Raw genomic sequence first — 14,920 nt, 5'->3', positions numbered from 1 at the left:
CGTGCTGGTCGGCCCCATGGGATCCGGGAAGTCGACGGTCGGCACCGTCCTGGCCCGTTCCCTCGGCCTGGCCCGGCTCGACGCGGACGAGCTCTTCGAGTCCGCCCACGGACCGATCCCGGACTACTTCGCACGCCACGGCGAGCCGGCCTTCCGACAGGCCGAGGAGGACGTGATCGGCCAGGCGATCAGCGGCGCCGAGCCCTGCGTGCTCTCGCTCGGCGGAGGCGCCGTGCTCAGCGCGCTGACCCGGTCCCGGCTGGCCGGGTCGCACGTGGTCTACCTGACGGTCGACGAGGCCGTCGCGCTGCGCCGGGTCGGCGGCGGTGAGGGCCGCCCGGTGCTGGCGGGTGACCCCGGTCGCACGTGGCGGCGCATCCTGTCCGAGCGCGAGGCACTGTACCGTGAGGTGTCGGACTGGACGGTGGACACCACCGACCGGTCGGCCGACGAACTGGCCCAGACCATCATCCGCCTCGTGCGCGAGGCCGAATCCGTTTCCCCCACCCCAGGAGCTGTCCATCCATGACCGAACCGAACGTGCCGCAGGCCGCTACGCCCGGGACTCCCACTCCGGCTGCCGATGACGCCACCGTCATCCCCGTCTCGGGTGGATCCGGGGCCGCGGCCTCCGGCGGGTACGACGTCGTCGTGGGCAAGGGGCTGCTGGCCCGGCTGCCGGAGATGCTCGGTGCCGGCGTGCGCCGCGTCCTGGTCATCCACCCGCGCGCGCTGCGGGCCACCGGTGACGTGGTCAAGGCGGACCTGGAGACGGCCGGCTACACCGCCCTGACCGCGGAGATCCCGGACGCCGAGGAGGGCAAGCACATCCAGGTCGCCGCGTTCTGCTGGCAGGTGCTGGGCCAGAACGACTTCACCCGCTCGGACGCGATCGTCGCGGTGGGCGGCGGCTCGGTGACCGACGTCGCCGGGTTCGTGGCCGCCACCTGGCTGCGCGGCGTACGGGTCGTGCACATCCCCACCACCCTGCTGGGCATGGTGGACGCCGCCGTGGGCGGGAAGACCGGGATCAACACCGCCGAGGGCAAGAACCTGGTCGGCGCGTTCCACCCGCCGGCCGGCGTCCTGGCCGACCTCGACACCCTGCTGACCCTGCCGCCGAACGAACTCGTCTCCGGGCTCGCCGAGGTGGTCAAGTGCGGGTTCATCGCCGACCCGACGATCCTGGACGTCATCGAGTCCTCGCCGCAGCAGGCCCAGAACCCCCACTCGGCCCAGCTGCGGGAGCTGATCGAGCGCTCCATCAGCGTCAAGGCCGAGGTGGTCTCCCAGGACCTGCGCGAGGCGGGGCTGCGGGAGATGCTCAACTACGGGCACACCCTGGGCCACGCGATCGAACTGGCCGAGCGCTACCAGTGGCGCCACGGGGCGGCCGTCTCCGTCGGCATGGTCTTCGCGGCCGAGCTCGCCCGCTCCGTCGGACGGCTGGACGACGCCACCGCCGACCGGCACCGCAGCATCCTGCAGTCCCTGGGCCTGCCCACCTCGTACGCGGCCGGGCGCTGGGAGACGCTGCTCGACGGCATCCGCCGCGACAAGAAGAACCGCGGCGACCAGCTGCGCTTCGTCCTGCTGGACGGCCTCGCCCGCCCGACGACCTACGACGTCCCGGACGCCTCGCTGCTGTTCGCCACCTACCAGGAGATCGCCGAATAACCGGACTCCGGTCATCGCCTAGAATGGTCGACTGGACTTCGAACGAGGCAACAGACGGAGAAGACTGTGGCAACCAGCAATGACATCAAGAACGGCACCGTCCTGAAGATGGACGGCCACCTGTGGAACGTGATCGAGTTCCAGCACGTGAAGCCGGGCAAGGGCGGCGCCTTCGTGCGCACCAAGATGAAGAACATCACCACGGGCAAGCTCGTGGACAAGACCTTCAACGCCGGGGCCAAGGTCGAGACCGCCACCGTGGACCGTTCGGACTACGAGTACCTGTACCAGGACGGCGAGGACTTCGTGTTCATGGACCTGGACACCTACGACCAGATCACGGTCTCCCCGGCCGTCGTCGGGGACGCCGCGCACTTCATGCTGGAGAACCAGAAGGTGACCATCGCCATGAACGAGGGCACCCCGCTGTACCTGGACATGCCGCCGTCGGTGGTCCTGGAGATCACCTACACCGAGCCGGGCCTGCAGGGGGACCGTTCCTCCGCCGGCACCAAGCCGGCCACGGTGGAGACCGGTTACGAGATCCAGGTCCCGCTGTTCGTGGACCAGGGCACCAAGGTCAAGGTGGACACCCGCACCGGTGACTACCTCGGCCGCGTGAACGACTGATCCGCCGGTGAGTGCACGAGGCCGCGCCCGCAGGCGCGCCCTGGAGATCCTGTTCGAGGCCGAGCAGCGGGGGACCACGCCGGATGAGGGAATCACCTCCCGCCGGACGTCGACGGAGCAGGTGATCAACCCGTACACGGTCGAGATCATCCACGGCGTGATCGCCGAGCAGGAGCGGATCGACGAGATCCTCTCCTCCTACGCCCAGGGCTGGACCCTGGACCGTATGCCCGCGGTGGACCGTTCGATCCTGCGCATCGGCGCCTGGGAGCTGCTGTTCAACGACGACGTCCCGGACGGCGTGGCCGTGGCCGAGTCCGTCACCATGGCCAAGGAGCTCTCGACCGACGCCTCCCCGGAGTTCGTCAACGGGCTGCTCGGCCGCATCCAGCAGCTCAAGCCAACCCTGCTGGACTGACGCCCGCCGACCCGACCGCGGCCAGCAGCTCCTGGCGCTGGCGGACCGTGGCCCGCAGCAGCCTGGACTCCTCGGCGGCATTGCGCTCCACGTCGTGTCCCCGGTCGAGCCGGTGCCGCACGGCGGCCAGCCTGCGGGCCGTGCGTTCGAGCTGCACCAGCTGGTCACCGGCGCCGGCACGGCGGGCCCAGCGCCGGGACTGGAGCCGGCCCGCCCGGGTGCCGAACATGACCGTCTCCTGGGGCAGCAGCCATCCGGTCCGCTCGTAGTGGGCCAGCTTCTCGTGGGCCAGGCGCCGCTCACCGCGCATCAACAGCAGCACGGCCGCGATCGCGGCGAGGAACAGCGGCACCTGCAGCAGCACGTAGAACGAGAAGAAGTCGTCGAAGAGCAGCGCGAGGCCGCCGTTCCACAGGACGTGCCCGAGGACGGCCGGGACCAGTCCCAGCAGGAACCATCCCGCCCAGCGGGCCGGGGCGGCGTGGGACCCGGGACCCATCCGGTGGGCGGCGATACCCAGGAAGAACCCGATCCAGACGGTGAACAGCACGTGGGCGAAGGGCGAGAACAGCCCCCGCAGCACGAACGTGACGGCCAGTTCCGGGCCCCATCCCACCTCGCCGTAGGCGGCGCCGAAGTAGAGGATGTTCTCGGTGAAGGCGAAGCCGGCGGCGACCAGCCCGGCGTAGACGACCCCGTCCACGGGCCCGTCGAAGTGTGAGCGCGCCGCCAGGAAGACGACGATCAGCCCGGCCCCCTTCATGACCTCCTCCACGACCGGGGCCTGGACCACCGCGCCGAAGGTGCCGGCGTCCAGGGCCGACAATTCGGCGAAGGCGGCCGTGAACACCTCCCCGAGCACGAGGGTCCCGAACACGGACACCCCGGCCCCCCACAGCAGGGCGAAGGCCAGCCAGCCCCGCGGTTCCGGATCCCACCGGTCGATCCACCACAGCCCGACCAGCACGATCGCCAGGGGGACGAGGGCGAGCAGCCCGACCACGAACAGGGTGTCCGGACCCAGTGCCGAGGCGAGGAACCGCGCCACCAGGACCGCGACGGCGGCGGTGAGCACCAGCAGGACGGTCACGGCGGCGGTGGAGCGACGCCGGCCGCGCTCGAGCTGACGGGGTGTGGGCGCGGTCGCGTAGGGGCTGGGCGCGGGCGGTTGCGGCCCGCGGCCGTGGACCTGCTGTGACATGCCTCCCATCCTGTCATCCCGGTCCGTCACGTCCCGTCTCGGCCCCGTGGCGGCGGGTCCCGGTGGTAGGGTTGTCGCCGGACCAGACACACCCCTACCGGGGTTGCGTTTCCTTTAAGTTCCGTCCTGTGAGGCGGGGAAGGAGGCATGTGTGCAGGCTGCACCCCGCGATGCGAGGACCGTCCTGTCCGCTGCGGACATCGATCGGGCACTGACCCGGATCGCCCACGAGATCCTTGAGGCCAACCGTGGCCCGGAGGGGATCGTCGTGCTGGGCATCCCCCGCCGGGGCGTGCCGCTCGCCGAGCGCATCGCCGCGAAGCTGGAGCGGATCGAGCCCGGCTTCGACGCCGCCGCCGCCACGGGCCAGCTCGACGTCACCCTGTACCGCGACGACCTGCGCCGCTCCACCTCACGCACCCCCGCCCCGACGCGGCTCCCGGCCTCCGGGATCGACGGCGCCGTCGTCGTCCTCGTGGACGACGTCCTGTACTCCGGGCGCACCATCCGGGCCGCCCTGGACGCCCTGAACGACGTCGGCCGGCCCGCCGCCGTGCGGCTGGCGGTGCTGGTGGACCGTGGCCACCGCGAGCTGCCCATCCGGGCCGACTTCGTGGGCAAGAACCTGCCGACCTCCACCGCCGAGCGCGTCCAGGTCCGGCTCCTGGAGATCGACGGTCCCGCGGGCACCGGTGAGGTCACCGAGGACGCCGTCGCGATCATGGACATCACCGACCCCGCCACGGCCGTGGGGGAGGGCGCCCGGTGAAGCACCTGCTCTCCACCCAGGACCTCTCGCTGGGCGACGCGCTGCGCATCCTCGACACCGCCGAGGAGATGTCCGCCGTCTCCGGCCGCGAGGTCAAGAAGCTGCCGGCCCTGCGCGGCCGCACTGTGGTCAACCTCTTCCTCGAGGACTCCACCCGCACCCGGATCTCGTTCGAGGCGGCCGCCAAGCGGTTGAGCGCGGACGTCATCAACTTCACCGGGAAGGGCACCTCCGTGTCCAAGGGGGAGTCCCTCAAGGACACGGTGCAGACCCTGGAGGCCATCGGCGCGGACGCGATCGTCATGCGCCACTGGGGCTCCGGGGCCGCCGCCCAGCTGGCCGGCTCCGGCTGGATCACCTCCTCGGTGGTCAACGCCGGCGACGGCACGCACGAGCACCCCACCCAGGCGCTGCTGGACGCGCTGACCCTGCGCCGTCACCTGGCCCGCCGCCACGGCACCGGCCCGCGCGGGACCGACCTGTCCGGGATGAAGGTCGTGATCGTGGGAGACATCCTGCACTCGCGCGTGGCCCGCTCCAACCTGTGGCTGCTCACCACCCTGGGGGCCGAGGTCACCCTCGCGGCGCCGCCCACGCTCATGCCCGTGGGCGTGGAGCAGTGGCCCTGCCAGGTGACCTACTCCCTGGACGAGGCCATAGCCGCCGGCCCCGACGCCGTGATGATGCTGCGGGTGCAGTCCGAGCGCATGCACGAGGCCTTCTTCCCCTCCGCCGCGGAGTACACCCGGTCCTGGGGGCTGACCGACGACCGGCTCGCCCTGCTCGAGTCCGCCGGCGCCGACGACGCCGTCATCATGCATCCCGGCCCCATGAACCGCGGGCTGGAGATCTCTGCCGCGGCGGCCGACTCCGTGCGGAACACGGCGCTGGAGCAGGTCGCCAACGGTGTCTCCGTGCGCATGGCCGTGCTGTACCTCGTCCTGTCCGGCACCGAGACCGCCGGCACCCCCGACCTCGTCCCCAGCGCCGCCAGGAGGCCTGAAGCGTGAGCCCCACCGCACCCCGATACCTGATCTCCGGCGGCACCCTGCCGGACGGCACCACGTCCGACGTCCTCATCGAGGACGCACTGCTGGCCGCGGTCGGGCCTGAGGCGCGCTCCCGCGCCGAGGCCGGCGACGGCCCGCTCGAGACCGTCGACGCCTCCGGGCGGATCGTCCTGCCGGGACTGGTCGACCTGCACACCCACCTGCGCGAACCGGGCCGGGAGGACGCCGAGACGGTGGAGACCGGGACCCGGGCCGCCGCCATGGGCGGCTTCACCTCGGTGCACGCCATGGCGAACTCGACGCCGGTCGCGGACTCCGCGGGTGTCGTCGAGCAGGTCTGGCAGCTGGGCCGGGAGGCCGGCTGGTGCGACGTGCACCCGGTGGGCGCCGTGACCGTGGGCCTGGCGGGGGCGCGCCTCGCGGAGCTCGGTGCCATGGCCTCCTCCCGGGCCGAGGTCCGCGTCTTCTCCGACGACGGGATGTGCGTCGCCGACCCGGTGCTGATGCGCCGGGCGCTGGAGTACGTCAAGGCGTTCGACGGCGTCGTCGCCCAGCACGCGCAGGAACCCCGGCTGACCGAGGGCGCGCAGATGAACGAGGGCGAGCTGTCCTCGGTCCTGGGCCTGTCCGGCTGGCCGGCCGTCGCCGAGGAGGCCATCATCGCGCGGGACGTGCTGCTGGCCCAGCACGTCGGCTCGCGGCTGCACGTGTGCCACGTCTCGACCGCCGGTTCCGTGGAGATCATCCGCTGGGCCAAGGAGCGCGGGATCGACGTCACCGCCGAGGCGACCCCGCACCACCTGCTGCTCACGGAGGAGTCCGTGCGCAGCTACGACCCGGTGTTCAAGGTGAACCCGCCGCTGCGCCGTGAGGCGGACGTGATGGCCCTGCGCGAGGGCCTGGCGGACGGGACGATCGACACGATCGGCACCGACCACGCCCCGCACACCGCCGAGACCAAGGAGTGCGAGTGGACGGTGGCGGCGATGGGGATGACCGGGCTGGAGACGGCCCTGCCCGTGGTCCAGCACGCCCTCGTGGACACCGGACTGATGGATTGGGCGGGCGTGTCCCGGATCCTGAGCTCGACGCCGGCGCGGATCGCCCGGCTCACGGACCAGGGCCGGATCTCGGCCGCCGGCGTCTTCGAGACCGGGGCCCCGGCCAACGTGACCGTCTACGACCCGCACGTCACCCGCACGGTGGATCCCGCCACTCACGCCACGCGCTCGAGGAACAGCCCGTACCGCGGCATGGAACTGCCCGGTCAGGTCACCGACGTGTTCAACCACGGGCACCCGGTGGTGCGTGACCGCGCCCTGGCCACGCCCCGCACCCACTAGAGAAGGACCCTCCCAGACGTGAACGACTACAGCGCCGAGTACACCCTCATCGGGATCCTGACGGTGATCGTGGTGATCGCCATCGGTGTCCTGATGTGGTGGGGCTGGCGCAACCGGAAGCGACGCCAGCAGGACATCCCCGCCCCGGTGCCGGTGCCCGCGCACCTGCTCGAGGCGGCGCCGTCGGCGGACGCGGAGGGGATGTACGTCAGCACCGTCCGCGGCCGCGACTACCTGGACCGCATCGCCGTGCACGGGCTGGGCCTGCGCACCAACGCCCGGCTCGAGGTCCACCCCGACGGGGTGGTCGTGCTGCGCGAGGGCAGCGCGAACTTCCTCATCCCCGCCGCGGACCTGCTCGAGGTCGGCCTGGACTCCGGCATGAGCGGCAAGTTCGTCGAGTCCGGCGGGCTGATCGTCATGACCTGGCTGCTGGGCGGCCAGGAGGTCACCACCGGGTTCCGCACCCGGGCCGCCCGAGACCGTGACCCGCTGCGGTCCGCGATCGAGCTCATCGTCCCCCACCACGACGGCGGCAACCGCGCCGCCGCCTGAACCACGACTTCCCCTCACCCCCACCAGCAGATGGAGTACCTTCCGTGAGCCTGTTGAACCCTGAACCGGCCCTTCTCGTCCTGGGCGACGGCACCGTCCACCGCGGCCAGGCCTACGGTGCCACCGGCACCACCCTCGGCGAGGCGGTCTTCACCACCGGCATGACCGGTTACCAGGAGACCCTGACCGACCCCTCCTACGCGCGGCAGATCATCGTGCAGACCGCGCCCCACATCGGCAACACCGGCGTGAACGACGAGGACGCGGAGTCCCGCGACATCTTCGCCGCGGGCTACGTGGTGCGGGACGCGGCACGCCGCCCGTCCAACTGGCGTGCCCGTCGCAGCCTCGACGAGGAGCTGGTGGCCCGCGGCGTCGTCGGGATCCAGGGGGTGGACACCCGGGCGATCACCCGGCACCTGCGCAGCGAGGGGTCCATGAAGGCCGGGATCTTCTCCGGCGAGGCCGCCCGGCGCCCCGAGGGCGAACTCGTCGCCGAGGTCCAGGCCCAGCCGCCGATGGCCGGTGCCCGGCTGGCCGAGCAGGTCACCACGGACGCCCCCTATGTGGTGGAGCCCGCCGACCACGGCTGGCAGGGCGAGCCCCTGCACGAGATCGCCGCGATCGACCTGGGGATCAAGGCAGCCACCCCGCGCCACCTGGCCTCCCGCGGCGTCCGCCTGCACGTGCTGCCGGCCACCGCGACGTTCGAGGACATCACCGCCCTGGACCCCGCCGGCGTGTTCCTGTCCAACGGCCCGGGCGACCCGGCCACCGCGGACGAGCAGGTGGCCCTGCTGCGCCAGGTCCTGGACGCCGGGATCCCGTTCTTCGGCATCTGCTTCGGCAACCAGGTCTTCGGCCGCGCCCTCGGCTTCGGCACCTACAAGCTGCCCTTCGGCCACCGCGGGCCCAACCAGCCGGTGATGCACAAGACCACCGGCCGGGTGGAGATCACCTCCCAGAACCACGGCTTCGCCGTGGACGCACCCCTCGGGGAGCCCGTCCAGGCACCCGAGTCCGCCTACGGCCGGGTGGAGGTCTCGCACTGGTCACTCAACGACCAGGTCGTGGAGGGCCTGCGCCTGCTGGACCGCCCGGCCTTCTCCGTCCAGTTCCATCCCGAGTCCGCCGCCGGCCCCAACGACTCGATCGACCTGTTCGACGCGTTCATCACCATGATGACCGAGCACTCCGCCGCCGGCGCCCCCCAGACCACCAATCCCGCTGAAGGAGCCTGAACCCAGATGCCCAAGCGCACCGATCTGCAGTCCGTCCTGGTCATCGGTTCCGGCCCGATCGTCATCGGCCAGGCCGCCGAGTTCGACTACTCCGGCACCCAGGCCATCCGCGTCCTGAAGGAGGAGGGCCTGCGCGTCGTGCTGGTCAACTCCAACCCGGCCACGATCATGACCGACCCCGAGCTGGCCGACGCCACCTACGTGGAGCCCATCACCCCCGAGGTGGTCGAGAAGATCATCGCCGTCGAGCGCCCGGACGCCATCCTGCCGACCCTCGGCGGCCAGACCGCCCTGAACACGGCGATCGCCCTGGACGCCAACGGCGTGCTGGAGAAGTACGGCGTGGAGCTCATCGGCGCCAACATCGAGGCGATCGAGCTCGGCGAGGACCGCGAGAAGTTCAAGGGCGTGGTGGAGCGCTGCGGCGCGGAGTCGGCCCGCTCCGTGATCGTCCACTCCATGGACGAGGCCTTCGCCGCCGCCGAGACGCTCGGGTACCCGATGGTGGTCCGCCCCTCGTTCACGATGGGCGGCCTGGGTTCCGGCATGGCCTACGACGAGGAGGACCTGCGCCGCATAGCCGGTGCCGGCATCCAGTACAGCCCGACCTCCGAGGTCCTGCTCGAGGAGTCCATCCTCGGCTGGAAGGAGTACGAGCTGGAGATGATGCGGGACCGCAACGACAACGTCGTGGTCGTCTGCTCCATCGAGAACTTCGACCCGGTGGGCGTGCACACCGGCGACTCCATCACCGTGGCCCCGGCCATGACCCTGACGGACCGCGAGTACCAGCGGATGCGGGACATCGCGATCGCCGTCATCCGCGAGGTCGGCGTGGACACCGGCGGCTGCAACATCCAGTTCGCGGTGGAACCGTCCACCGGGCGGATCGTCGTCATCGAGATGAACCCGCGCGTGTCCCGGTCCTCGGCGCTGGCCTCCAAGGCCACCGGCTTCGCCATCGCCAAGATCGCCACCAAGCTCTCCCTGGGCTACACGCTCGACGAGATCCCCAACGACATCACCCGGAAGACCCCGGCGTCCTTCGAGCCGGTCCTGGACTACGTGGTCGTGAAGGTCCCGCGCTTCGCGTTCGAGAAGTTCCCCGCCGCCGACCCGACGCTGACCACCACCATGAAGTCGGTCGGCGAGGCCATGGCCATCGGCCGCAACTTTACCGAGGCGCTGCAGAAGGCCCTGCGCTCCCTGGAGCAGAAGGGCGCCGAGCTGTCCTTCGTGCGCCCGGCCGTGGACGAGGTCCCCGCCCTGATCGAGCAGTCCAGGGTCCCGACGACGGACCGGCTGGCCCAGGTGCAGCGGGCCCTGCTGGGCGGCGCCACCGTCGAGCAGCTCTTCGAGGCCACCGCGATCGACCCGTGGTTCCTGGACCAGCTGGTGCTCATCAACGAGGTGGCGGCCGAGGTGGCCGCCGCCCCTGAGCTGAGCGAGCCGGTCCTGCGGCTGGCCAAGCGCCACGGCTTCTCGGACGCTCAGATCGGCCAGCTGCGGCATATGGACCCCTCGGTCGTCCGCGGCGTCCGCCACGCCCTCGGCGTGCGGCCCGTGTACAAGACGGTGGACACCTGTGCCGCGGAGTTCGAGGCCTACACCCCGTACCGCTATTCCAGCTACGACCTCGAGGACGAGGTCACCGCGCACGACAAGCCCTCGGTCATCATCCTGGGCTCGGGCCCGAACCGGATCGGCCAGGGCATCGAGTTCGACTACTCGTGCGTCCACGCCACGCTGGCCCTGCGCGCCGCCGGGCACGAGACCGTGATGGTCAACTGCAACCCGGAGACCGTCTCCACGGACTACGACATCTCCGACCGGCTGTACTTCGAGCCGCTGACCCTCGAGGACGTCCTGGAGGTCATCGCCGCCGAGGAGCGCAGCGGGGGAGTGCTCGGGGTGTTCGTCCAGCTCGGCGGCCAGACCCCGCTCAAGCTCGCGCAGCAGCTCGCGGACGCCGGCGTGCCGATCCTCGGCACCTCGCCCGAGGCCATCGACCTGGCCGAGCACCGCGGCGAGTTCGCCCGGGTCCTGGACGAGGCCGGGCTGGTGTCCCCCAAGAACGGGACCGCGGTGTCCTTCTCCGACGCCAAGAAGGTGGCGGACGAGATCGGCTACCCCGTCCTGGTGCGCCCCTCCTACGTGCTCGGCGGCCGCGGCATGGAGATCGTCTACGACGAGCCCTCGCTGTCCCGGTACATCGAGAACGCCACCGAGATCACCGTGGACCACCCGGTGCTGGTGGACCGGTTCCTGGAGGACGCGACCGAGATCGACGTGGACGCCCTCTACGACGGCACCGACCTGTTCATCGGCGGCATCATGGAGCACATCGAGGAGGCCGGGATCCACTCGGGCGACTCCGCATGCGTGCTGCCGCCCATCAACCTCGGCCCGGACACCCTGGACCGGGTCCGCGAGGCCACCCGCGGCATCGCGGCCGGCGTGGGCGTGCGCGGACTGATCAACATCCAGTTCGCGCTGGCCTCGGACGTGCTCTACGTGATCGAGGCGAACCCGCGGGCCTCCCGCACCGTGCCGTTCGTGTCCAAGGCCACCGGCGTGCAGCTGGCCAAGGCCGCGGCACTGATCGGTACCGGTCGCACGATCGCCGAACTGCGCGCCGACGGCATGCTGCCCGCCAGCCACGACGGCTCCTCGCTGCCGCTGGACGCCCCCGTGGCGGTCAAGGAGGCCGTGCTGCCGTTCGCCCGGTTCCGGACCCCCGAGGGCCGCGTCGTGGACTCGCTGCTCGGCCCCGAGATGCGGTCCACCGGCGAGGTGATGGGCATCGACAAGTACTTCGACACGGCCTTCGCCAAGAGCCAGTCCGCCGCCAACAACCCGTTGCCGACCTTCGGCAAGGTGTTCCTCTCGGTCGCCAACCGGGACAAGCGCGGGATCGTCATGCCGGCCAAGCGGCTGATCGACCTCGGTTTCACGATCGTCTCCACCGGCGGCACCGCCGAGGTGCTGCGGCGCAACGGCGTGCAGGCGGACGTGGTCCGCAAGATCGCCGACGCCGGCTCCGCGGAGGGGGAGGGCACCGTGCTGGAACTGCTCGGCGCCGGCCAGATCGCCCTGGTCCTGAACACGCCCTCGGGCGGGGACTCGCGCGGGGACGGCTACGAGATCCGGGCCGCGGCGACCTCCATCGGCGTGCCGATGATCACCACGCTGGCCGAGTTCGGCGCCGCCATCCAGGCGATCGAGGCCCAGCGCGAGTACGCGTGGGACGTCACCTCCCTGCAGGAGCACGACGCGCGGCTGGCCGCCGCGATCGGCCGCGCGGGAACCGGAGCGTGAGCGACCCCGCGGCCTCCCCTGCCGGCCGGGCATCCTTCGGTGCCCGGCTGGCAGAGGCCATGGACGCCGCCGGGCCGCTGTGCCTGGGGATCGACCCGCACCCGCAGCTGCTCTCCGACTGGGACCTGCCGGACACGCCGGTGGCCCTGGAGCGCTTCTCCCAGACGGCACTGGAGGCCGCCACGGGAACCGGTGCGCAACCCCTCGTGGCCGCCCTCAAGCCACAGGTCGCCCTCTACGAACGGCACGGTTCCGCCGGGCTGGCCGTGCTGGAACGGCTCCTGTCCGCCGCCCGCCGGGCGGGCGTGCTGACGATCGCCGACGCCAAGCGGGGTGACATCGGCTCGACGATGGCCGGGTACGCCCATGCCTGGCTCTCGGACTCCTCGGCGCTGGCCGCCGATGCCGTCACGCTCAGCCCGTATCTCGGCTACGGGTCGCTGGCCCCGGCCATCGAGCTGGCCGCGGCCACCGGGCGCGGCGTCTTCGTCCTGGCCCTGACGTCCAACCCGGAGGGCGCCTCGGTGCAGCACGCCACCGGGCCGGACGGCGCGGTCGCCCGGGTCATCGCCGAGGCGGCCGCCGCGGACAATGCGCGGGAACTGGCGCGGGCCCCCGGCCCGCAGGGCGGCCCGGCCGGAGCGCGCCCGGCGTTCGGCCCGGTCGGACTCGTGGTCGGGGCGACCGTCGCGGGCCAGGCCGCGGAGCTGGGCATCGACCTGGCGGGGGTGCGCGGCGCCCTGCTGGCGCCGGGTTTCGGGGCCCAGGGGGCCTCCGGGGCGGGGATGCGCGACGGGTTCGCCCGGGCGTGGCCGGGCGTGCTGGCCACCTCCAGCCGCGCCATCCTGCGGCAGGGGCCCTCGGTGGCGGGACTGCGCGGTGCCCTGGAGTCCGCGCGGGACGAGCTGGCGGGCTGATCTGGATCGACACGCCCACCGTGACCGGGTCGTCACCTACCAGAGGGTAGTCGGTGGCCGCAAGGGCCTCCGATCACCGTTGGATAAAGTTTCGGCGCGGGACCGCGTCCAGACCTGCCCCTGGCCGCGTGGGGTTGGTAGCTTTTCTCCAAGTCACGGCACCACTGCCGTGGCGTGTGGATCTAGCCCGAGGTGGTTCACCATGGCCCTCAAGGAACTGACGTCCGAAGAACGGGAAGCCGCCAGGAGCAAGGCGCTGCAGGCACGGACCGCTCGCGCGGATCTCAAGGAATCGTTCCGTGCGGGGAAGACCACCCTGCAGTCGGTCTTCGAGACGGCCGACGTGGACGACGCGATCGGCCGGATGCGCACCGTGGACCTGCTGCAGACGCTGCAGGGCGTCGGTGAGGTGCGGGCGGCGAAGATCATGGAGACGTGCGGGATCTCACCGAACCGGCGGCTGCGCGGCCTGGGCCGGAGGCAACGTGAGGCGCTGATCGCCTATATTGGCCGGTAGTCCCCTACCGACCAGGAGGTCCCGTGACCGAGCCGACCATCGGCAGATCCGTCGGCTCGGCTGGCTCTGCCGGCCCTGGCGTGCCCGCCGGGCTGGAAGACATCGAGCCCCCGCCCGTGCCGGGTGCCCGACCGGTCAGCCTGCGTCCGGAGCACGGCGCGGCCCCCGCCGGACACCGGCCGGGCATCACCGTGCTCGCCGGACCGACCGCCGTCGGGAAGGGCACCGTCTCCCAGTTCATCCGGGAGCACTATCCACAGGTATGGCTCTCGGTCTCCGCCACCACCCGGCCCCCGCGGCCGGGGGAGGAGGACGGCCGGCACTACTTCTTCGTCTCCCCGGAGCGCTTCGACGAACTGGTCGAGCAGGACCAGATGCTCGAGTGGGCGGTCGTCCACGGGGTCAACCGCTACGGCACCCGGCGGGACACCGTCCAGCGGGCGCTGGCCGACGGTCAGCACGTGCTGCTGGAGATCGACCTGCAGGGCGCCCGGCAGGTACGCGAGCGGCTGCCGGAGGCCACGTTCGTCTTCCTGTCCCCGCCGAACTGGGAGGAACTGGTCCACCGGCTGGTGGGCCGCGGCACGGAAACACCGGCCGAACAGCGGCGTCGGCTGGAAACGGCTAGAATGGAACTCGCTGCCGAGCCGGAGTTCGACGCCGTCGTGGTCAACGACACCGTGGAACGGGCCGCCCAGGAGCTGGTCCGCATCATGGGACTGGACCCGGACGACCGCCCCTGAGACGCGATCGAGGCAGCCACACAGACTGAGCCGCGGCTACAGCAGCGGACAACCGACAGACAACAGTGGAGATCCTGTGACCGAACAGTACGAAGGCATCGTCAACCCGCCCATCGACACCCTGCTGGAGAAGGTTGACTCGAAGTACGCCCTGGTGCTCTTCGCCGCCAAGCGCGCGCGCCAGATCAATGCCTACTACTCGCAGCTCCACGAGGGCCTGTTCGAGTACGTCGGCCCGCTGGTCGACACCAAGCTCAACGAGAAGCCGCTCTCCATCTCCCTGCGCGAGATCGAGTCGGACCTGCTCGAGGCCACCCCGATGACCGAGGAGCAGATCGCTGCCGAGGAGTCCGGTGACTTCGGCGCCTTCGACCTGCCCGGTTCCACGGACGCCGACTTCTCCGACGCCGGCTTCTCCGGCGAGGGCTTCCTGACCGACACCGAGGTGGCGGACGCGACCACCGACCCGGGCATCGCCACCGACGGGTCCCCGGTCGCCGAGGAGGCCATCAGCACCGACCTGGACGGCACCCCCACCGAGGGCACCGACGACGAGGCCGACCACCAGTCCTGATCACCCG

At 71.5% G+C, this 14,920-nt stretch carries 15 protein-coding genes; 14 read left to right on the top strand and 1 reads right to left on the bottom strand.

What is annotated here, in order from left to right; all coding sequences use genetic code 11:
• The first annotated feature begins 16 nt into the window (after positions 1-16).
• From Q0283_RS08770 to nusB, 4 genes are all read left to right on the top strand, one after another.
• Positions 17-529, top strand: a complete 513-nt coding sequence (locus tag Q0283_RS08770; protein ID WP_183526332.1) for a shikimate kinase — start codon at positions 17-19, stop codon at positions 527-529.
• A complete protein-coding gene (gene aroB / locus Q0283_RS08765) occupies positions 526-1,677 on the top strand; it encodes a 3-dehydroquinate synthase (RefSeq protein ID WP_183526329.1) in 1,152 nt (383 codons plus the stop codon). The genes Q0283_RS08770 and aroB overlap by 4 nt, the downstream gene beginning before the upstream one ends.
• Positions 1,678-1,743: 66 nt before the next feature.
• Entirely contained in the window at positions 1,744-2,307 is a 564-nt protein-coding gene (efp, locus tag Q0283_RS08760) for an elongation factor P (RefSeq protein WP_010143271.1), read from the top strand.
• Positions 2,308-2,314: 7 nt separating this feature from the next.
• Complete coding sequence (gene nusB / locus Q0283_RS08755; RefSeq protein ID WP_010143269.1) at positions 2,315-2,725, top strand: transcription antitermination factor NusB; 411 nt, start codon at positions 2,315-2,317, stop codon at positions 2,723-2,725.
• On the opposite strand, the gene Q0283_RS08750 is transcribed toward nusB, so the two are convergent.
• Positions 2,703-3,926, bottom strand: coding sequence for a PrsW family intramembrane metalloprotease (locus Q0283_RS08750; protein ID WP_298044241.1), 1,224 nt, complete (start codon positions 3,924-3,926; stop codon positions 2,703-2,705). The genes nusB and Q0283_RS08750 overlap by 23 nt on opposite strands.
• Positions 3,927-4,077: 151 nt before the next feature.
• On the opposite strand from Q0283_RS08750, the gene pyrR reads away from it, so the two are divergent.
• The 10 genes from pyrR to rpoZ all read left to right on the top strand — a co-directional run bounded on the left by pyrR (position 4,078) and on the right by rpoZ (position 14,913).
• Positions 4,078-4,695 carry a bifunctional pyr operon transcriptional regulator/uracil phosphoribosyltransferase PyrR gene (pyrR, locus tag Q0283_RS08745; RefSeq protein WP_298044239.1) on the top strand — a complete coding sequence of 206 codons (618 nt, stop codon included), beginning with the start codon at positions 4,078-4,080 and terminating at the stop codon, positions 4,693-4,695.
• Positions 4,692-5,705 (top strand): aspartate carbamoyltransferase catalytic subunit, encoded by a 1,014-nt coding sequence (locus Q0283_RS08740; RefSeq protein WP_298044238.1) that lies wholly within the window; start codon positions 4,692-4,694, stop codon positions 5,703-5,705. Before pyrR ends, Q0283_RS08740 begins: the two co-directional genes overlap by 4 nt.
• Complete coding sequence (locus Q0283_RS08735; RefSeq protein WP_298044237.1) at positions 5,702-7,048, top strand: dihydroorotase; 1,347 nt, start codon at positions 5,702-5,704, stop codon at positions 7,046-7,048. The genes Q0283_RS08740 and Q0283_RS08735 overlap by 4 nt, the downstream gene beginning before the upstream one ends.
• A gap of 18 nt (positions 7,049-7,066) precedes the next feature.
• The gene (locus tag Q0283_RS08730; protein WP_298044235.1) at positions 7,067-7,603 is read left to right on the top strand and encodes a hypothetical protein; all 537 of its coding nucleotides are present in this window, start codon (positions 7,067-7,069) and stop codon (positions 7,601-7,603) included.
• 44 nt (positions 7,604-7,647) lie between these two features.
• On the top strand, positions 7,648-8,844 hold the full coding sequence (gene carA, locus Q0283_RS08725) for a glutamine-hydrolyzing carbamoyl-phosphate synthase small subunit (RefSeq protein WP_298044234.1): 1,197 nt from the start codon (positions 7,648-7,650) through the stop codon (positions 8,842-8,844).
• A gap of 6 nt (positions 8,845-8,850) precedes the next feature.
• Positions 8,851-12,162, top strand: a complete 3,312-nt coding sequence (gene carB / locus Q0283_RS08720) for a carbamoyl-phosphate synthase large subunit (RefSeq protein WP_298044232.1) — start codon at positions 8,851-8,853, stop codon at positions 12,160-12,162.
• On the top strand, positions 12,159-13,079 hold the full coding sequence (pyrF, locus tag Q0283_RS08715; protein ID WP_298044231.1) for an orotidine-5'-phosphate decarboxylase: 921 nt from the start codon (positions 12,159-12,161) through the stop codon (positions 13,077-13,079). Before carB ends, pyrF begins: the two co-directional genes overlap by 4 nt.
• 202 nt (positions 13,080-13,281) lie before the next feature.
• A complete protein-coding gene (gene mihF, locus Q0283_RS08710) occupies positions 13,282-13,596 on the top strand; it encodes an integration host factor, actinobacterial type (protein WP_010143257.1) in 315 nt (104 codons plus the stop codon).
• A 140-nt stretch (positions 13,597-13,736) separates the two neighbouring features.
• Positions 13,737-14,339 (top strand): guanylate kinase, encoded by a 603-nt coding sequence (gmk, locus tag Q0283_RS08705; RefSeq protein WP_183528386.1) that lies wholly within the window; start codon positions 13,737-13,739, stop codon positions 14,337-14,339.
• Positions 14,340-14,415: 76 nt separating this feature from the next.
• Entirely contained in the window at positions 14,416-14,913 is a 498-nt protein-coding gene (gene rpoZ, locus Q0283_RS08700; RefSeq protein WP_298044225.1) for a DNA-directed RNA polymerase subunit omega, read from the top strand.
• Positions 14,914-14,920: the final 7 nt, after the last annotated feature.

It is taken from the genome of uncultured Citricoccus sp. (assembly GCF_937871995.1).
Taxonomy (GTDB): Bacteria; Actinomycetota; Actinomycetes; order Actinomycetales; family Micrococcaceae; genus Citricoccus.
The sequence above is the reverse complement of the archived record's forward strand: the minus strand, read 5'-3'. Positions and strand labels throughout refer to the sequence as shown.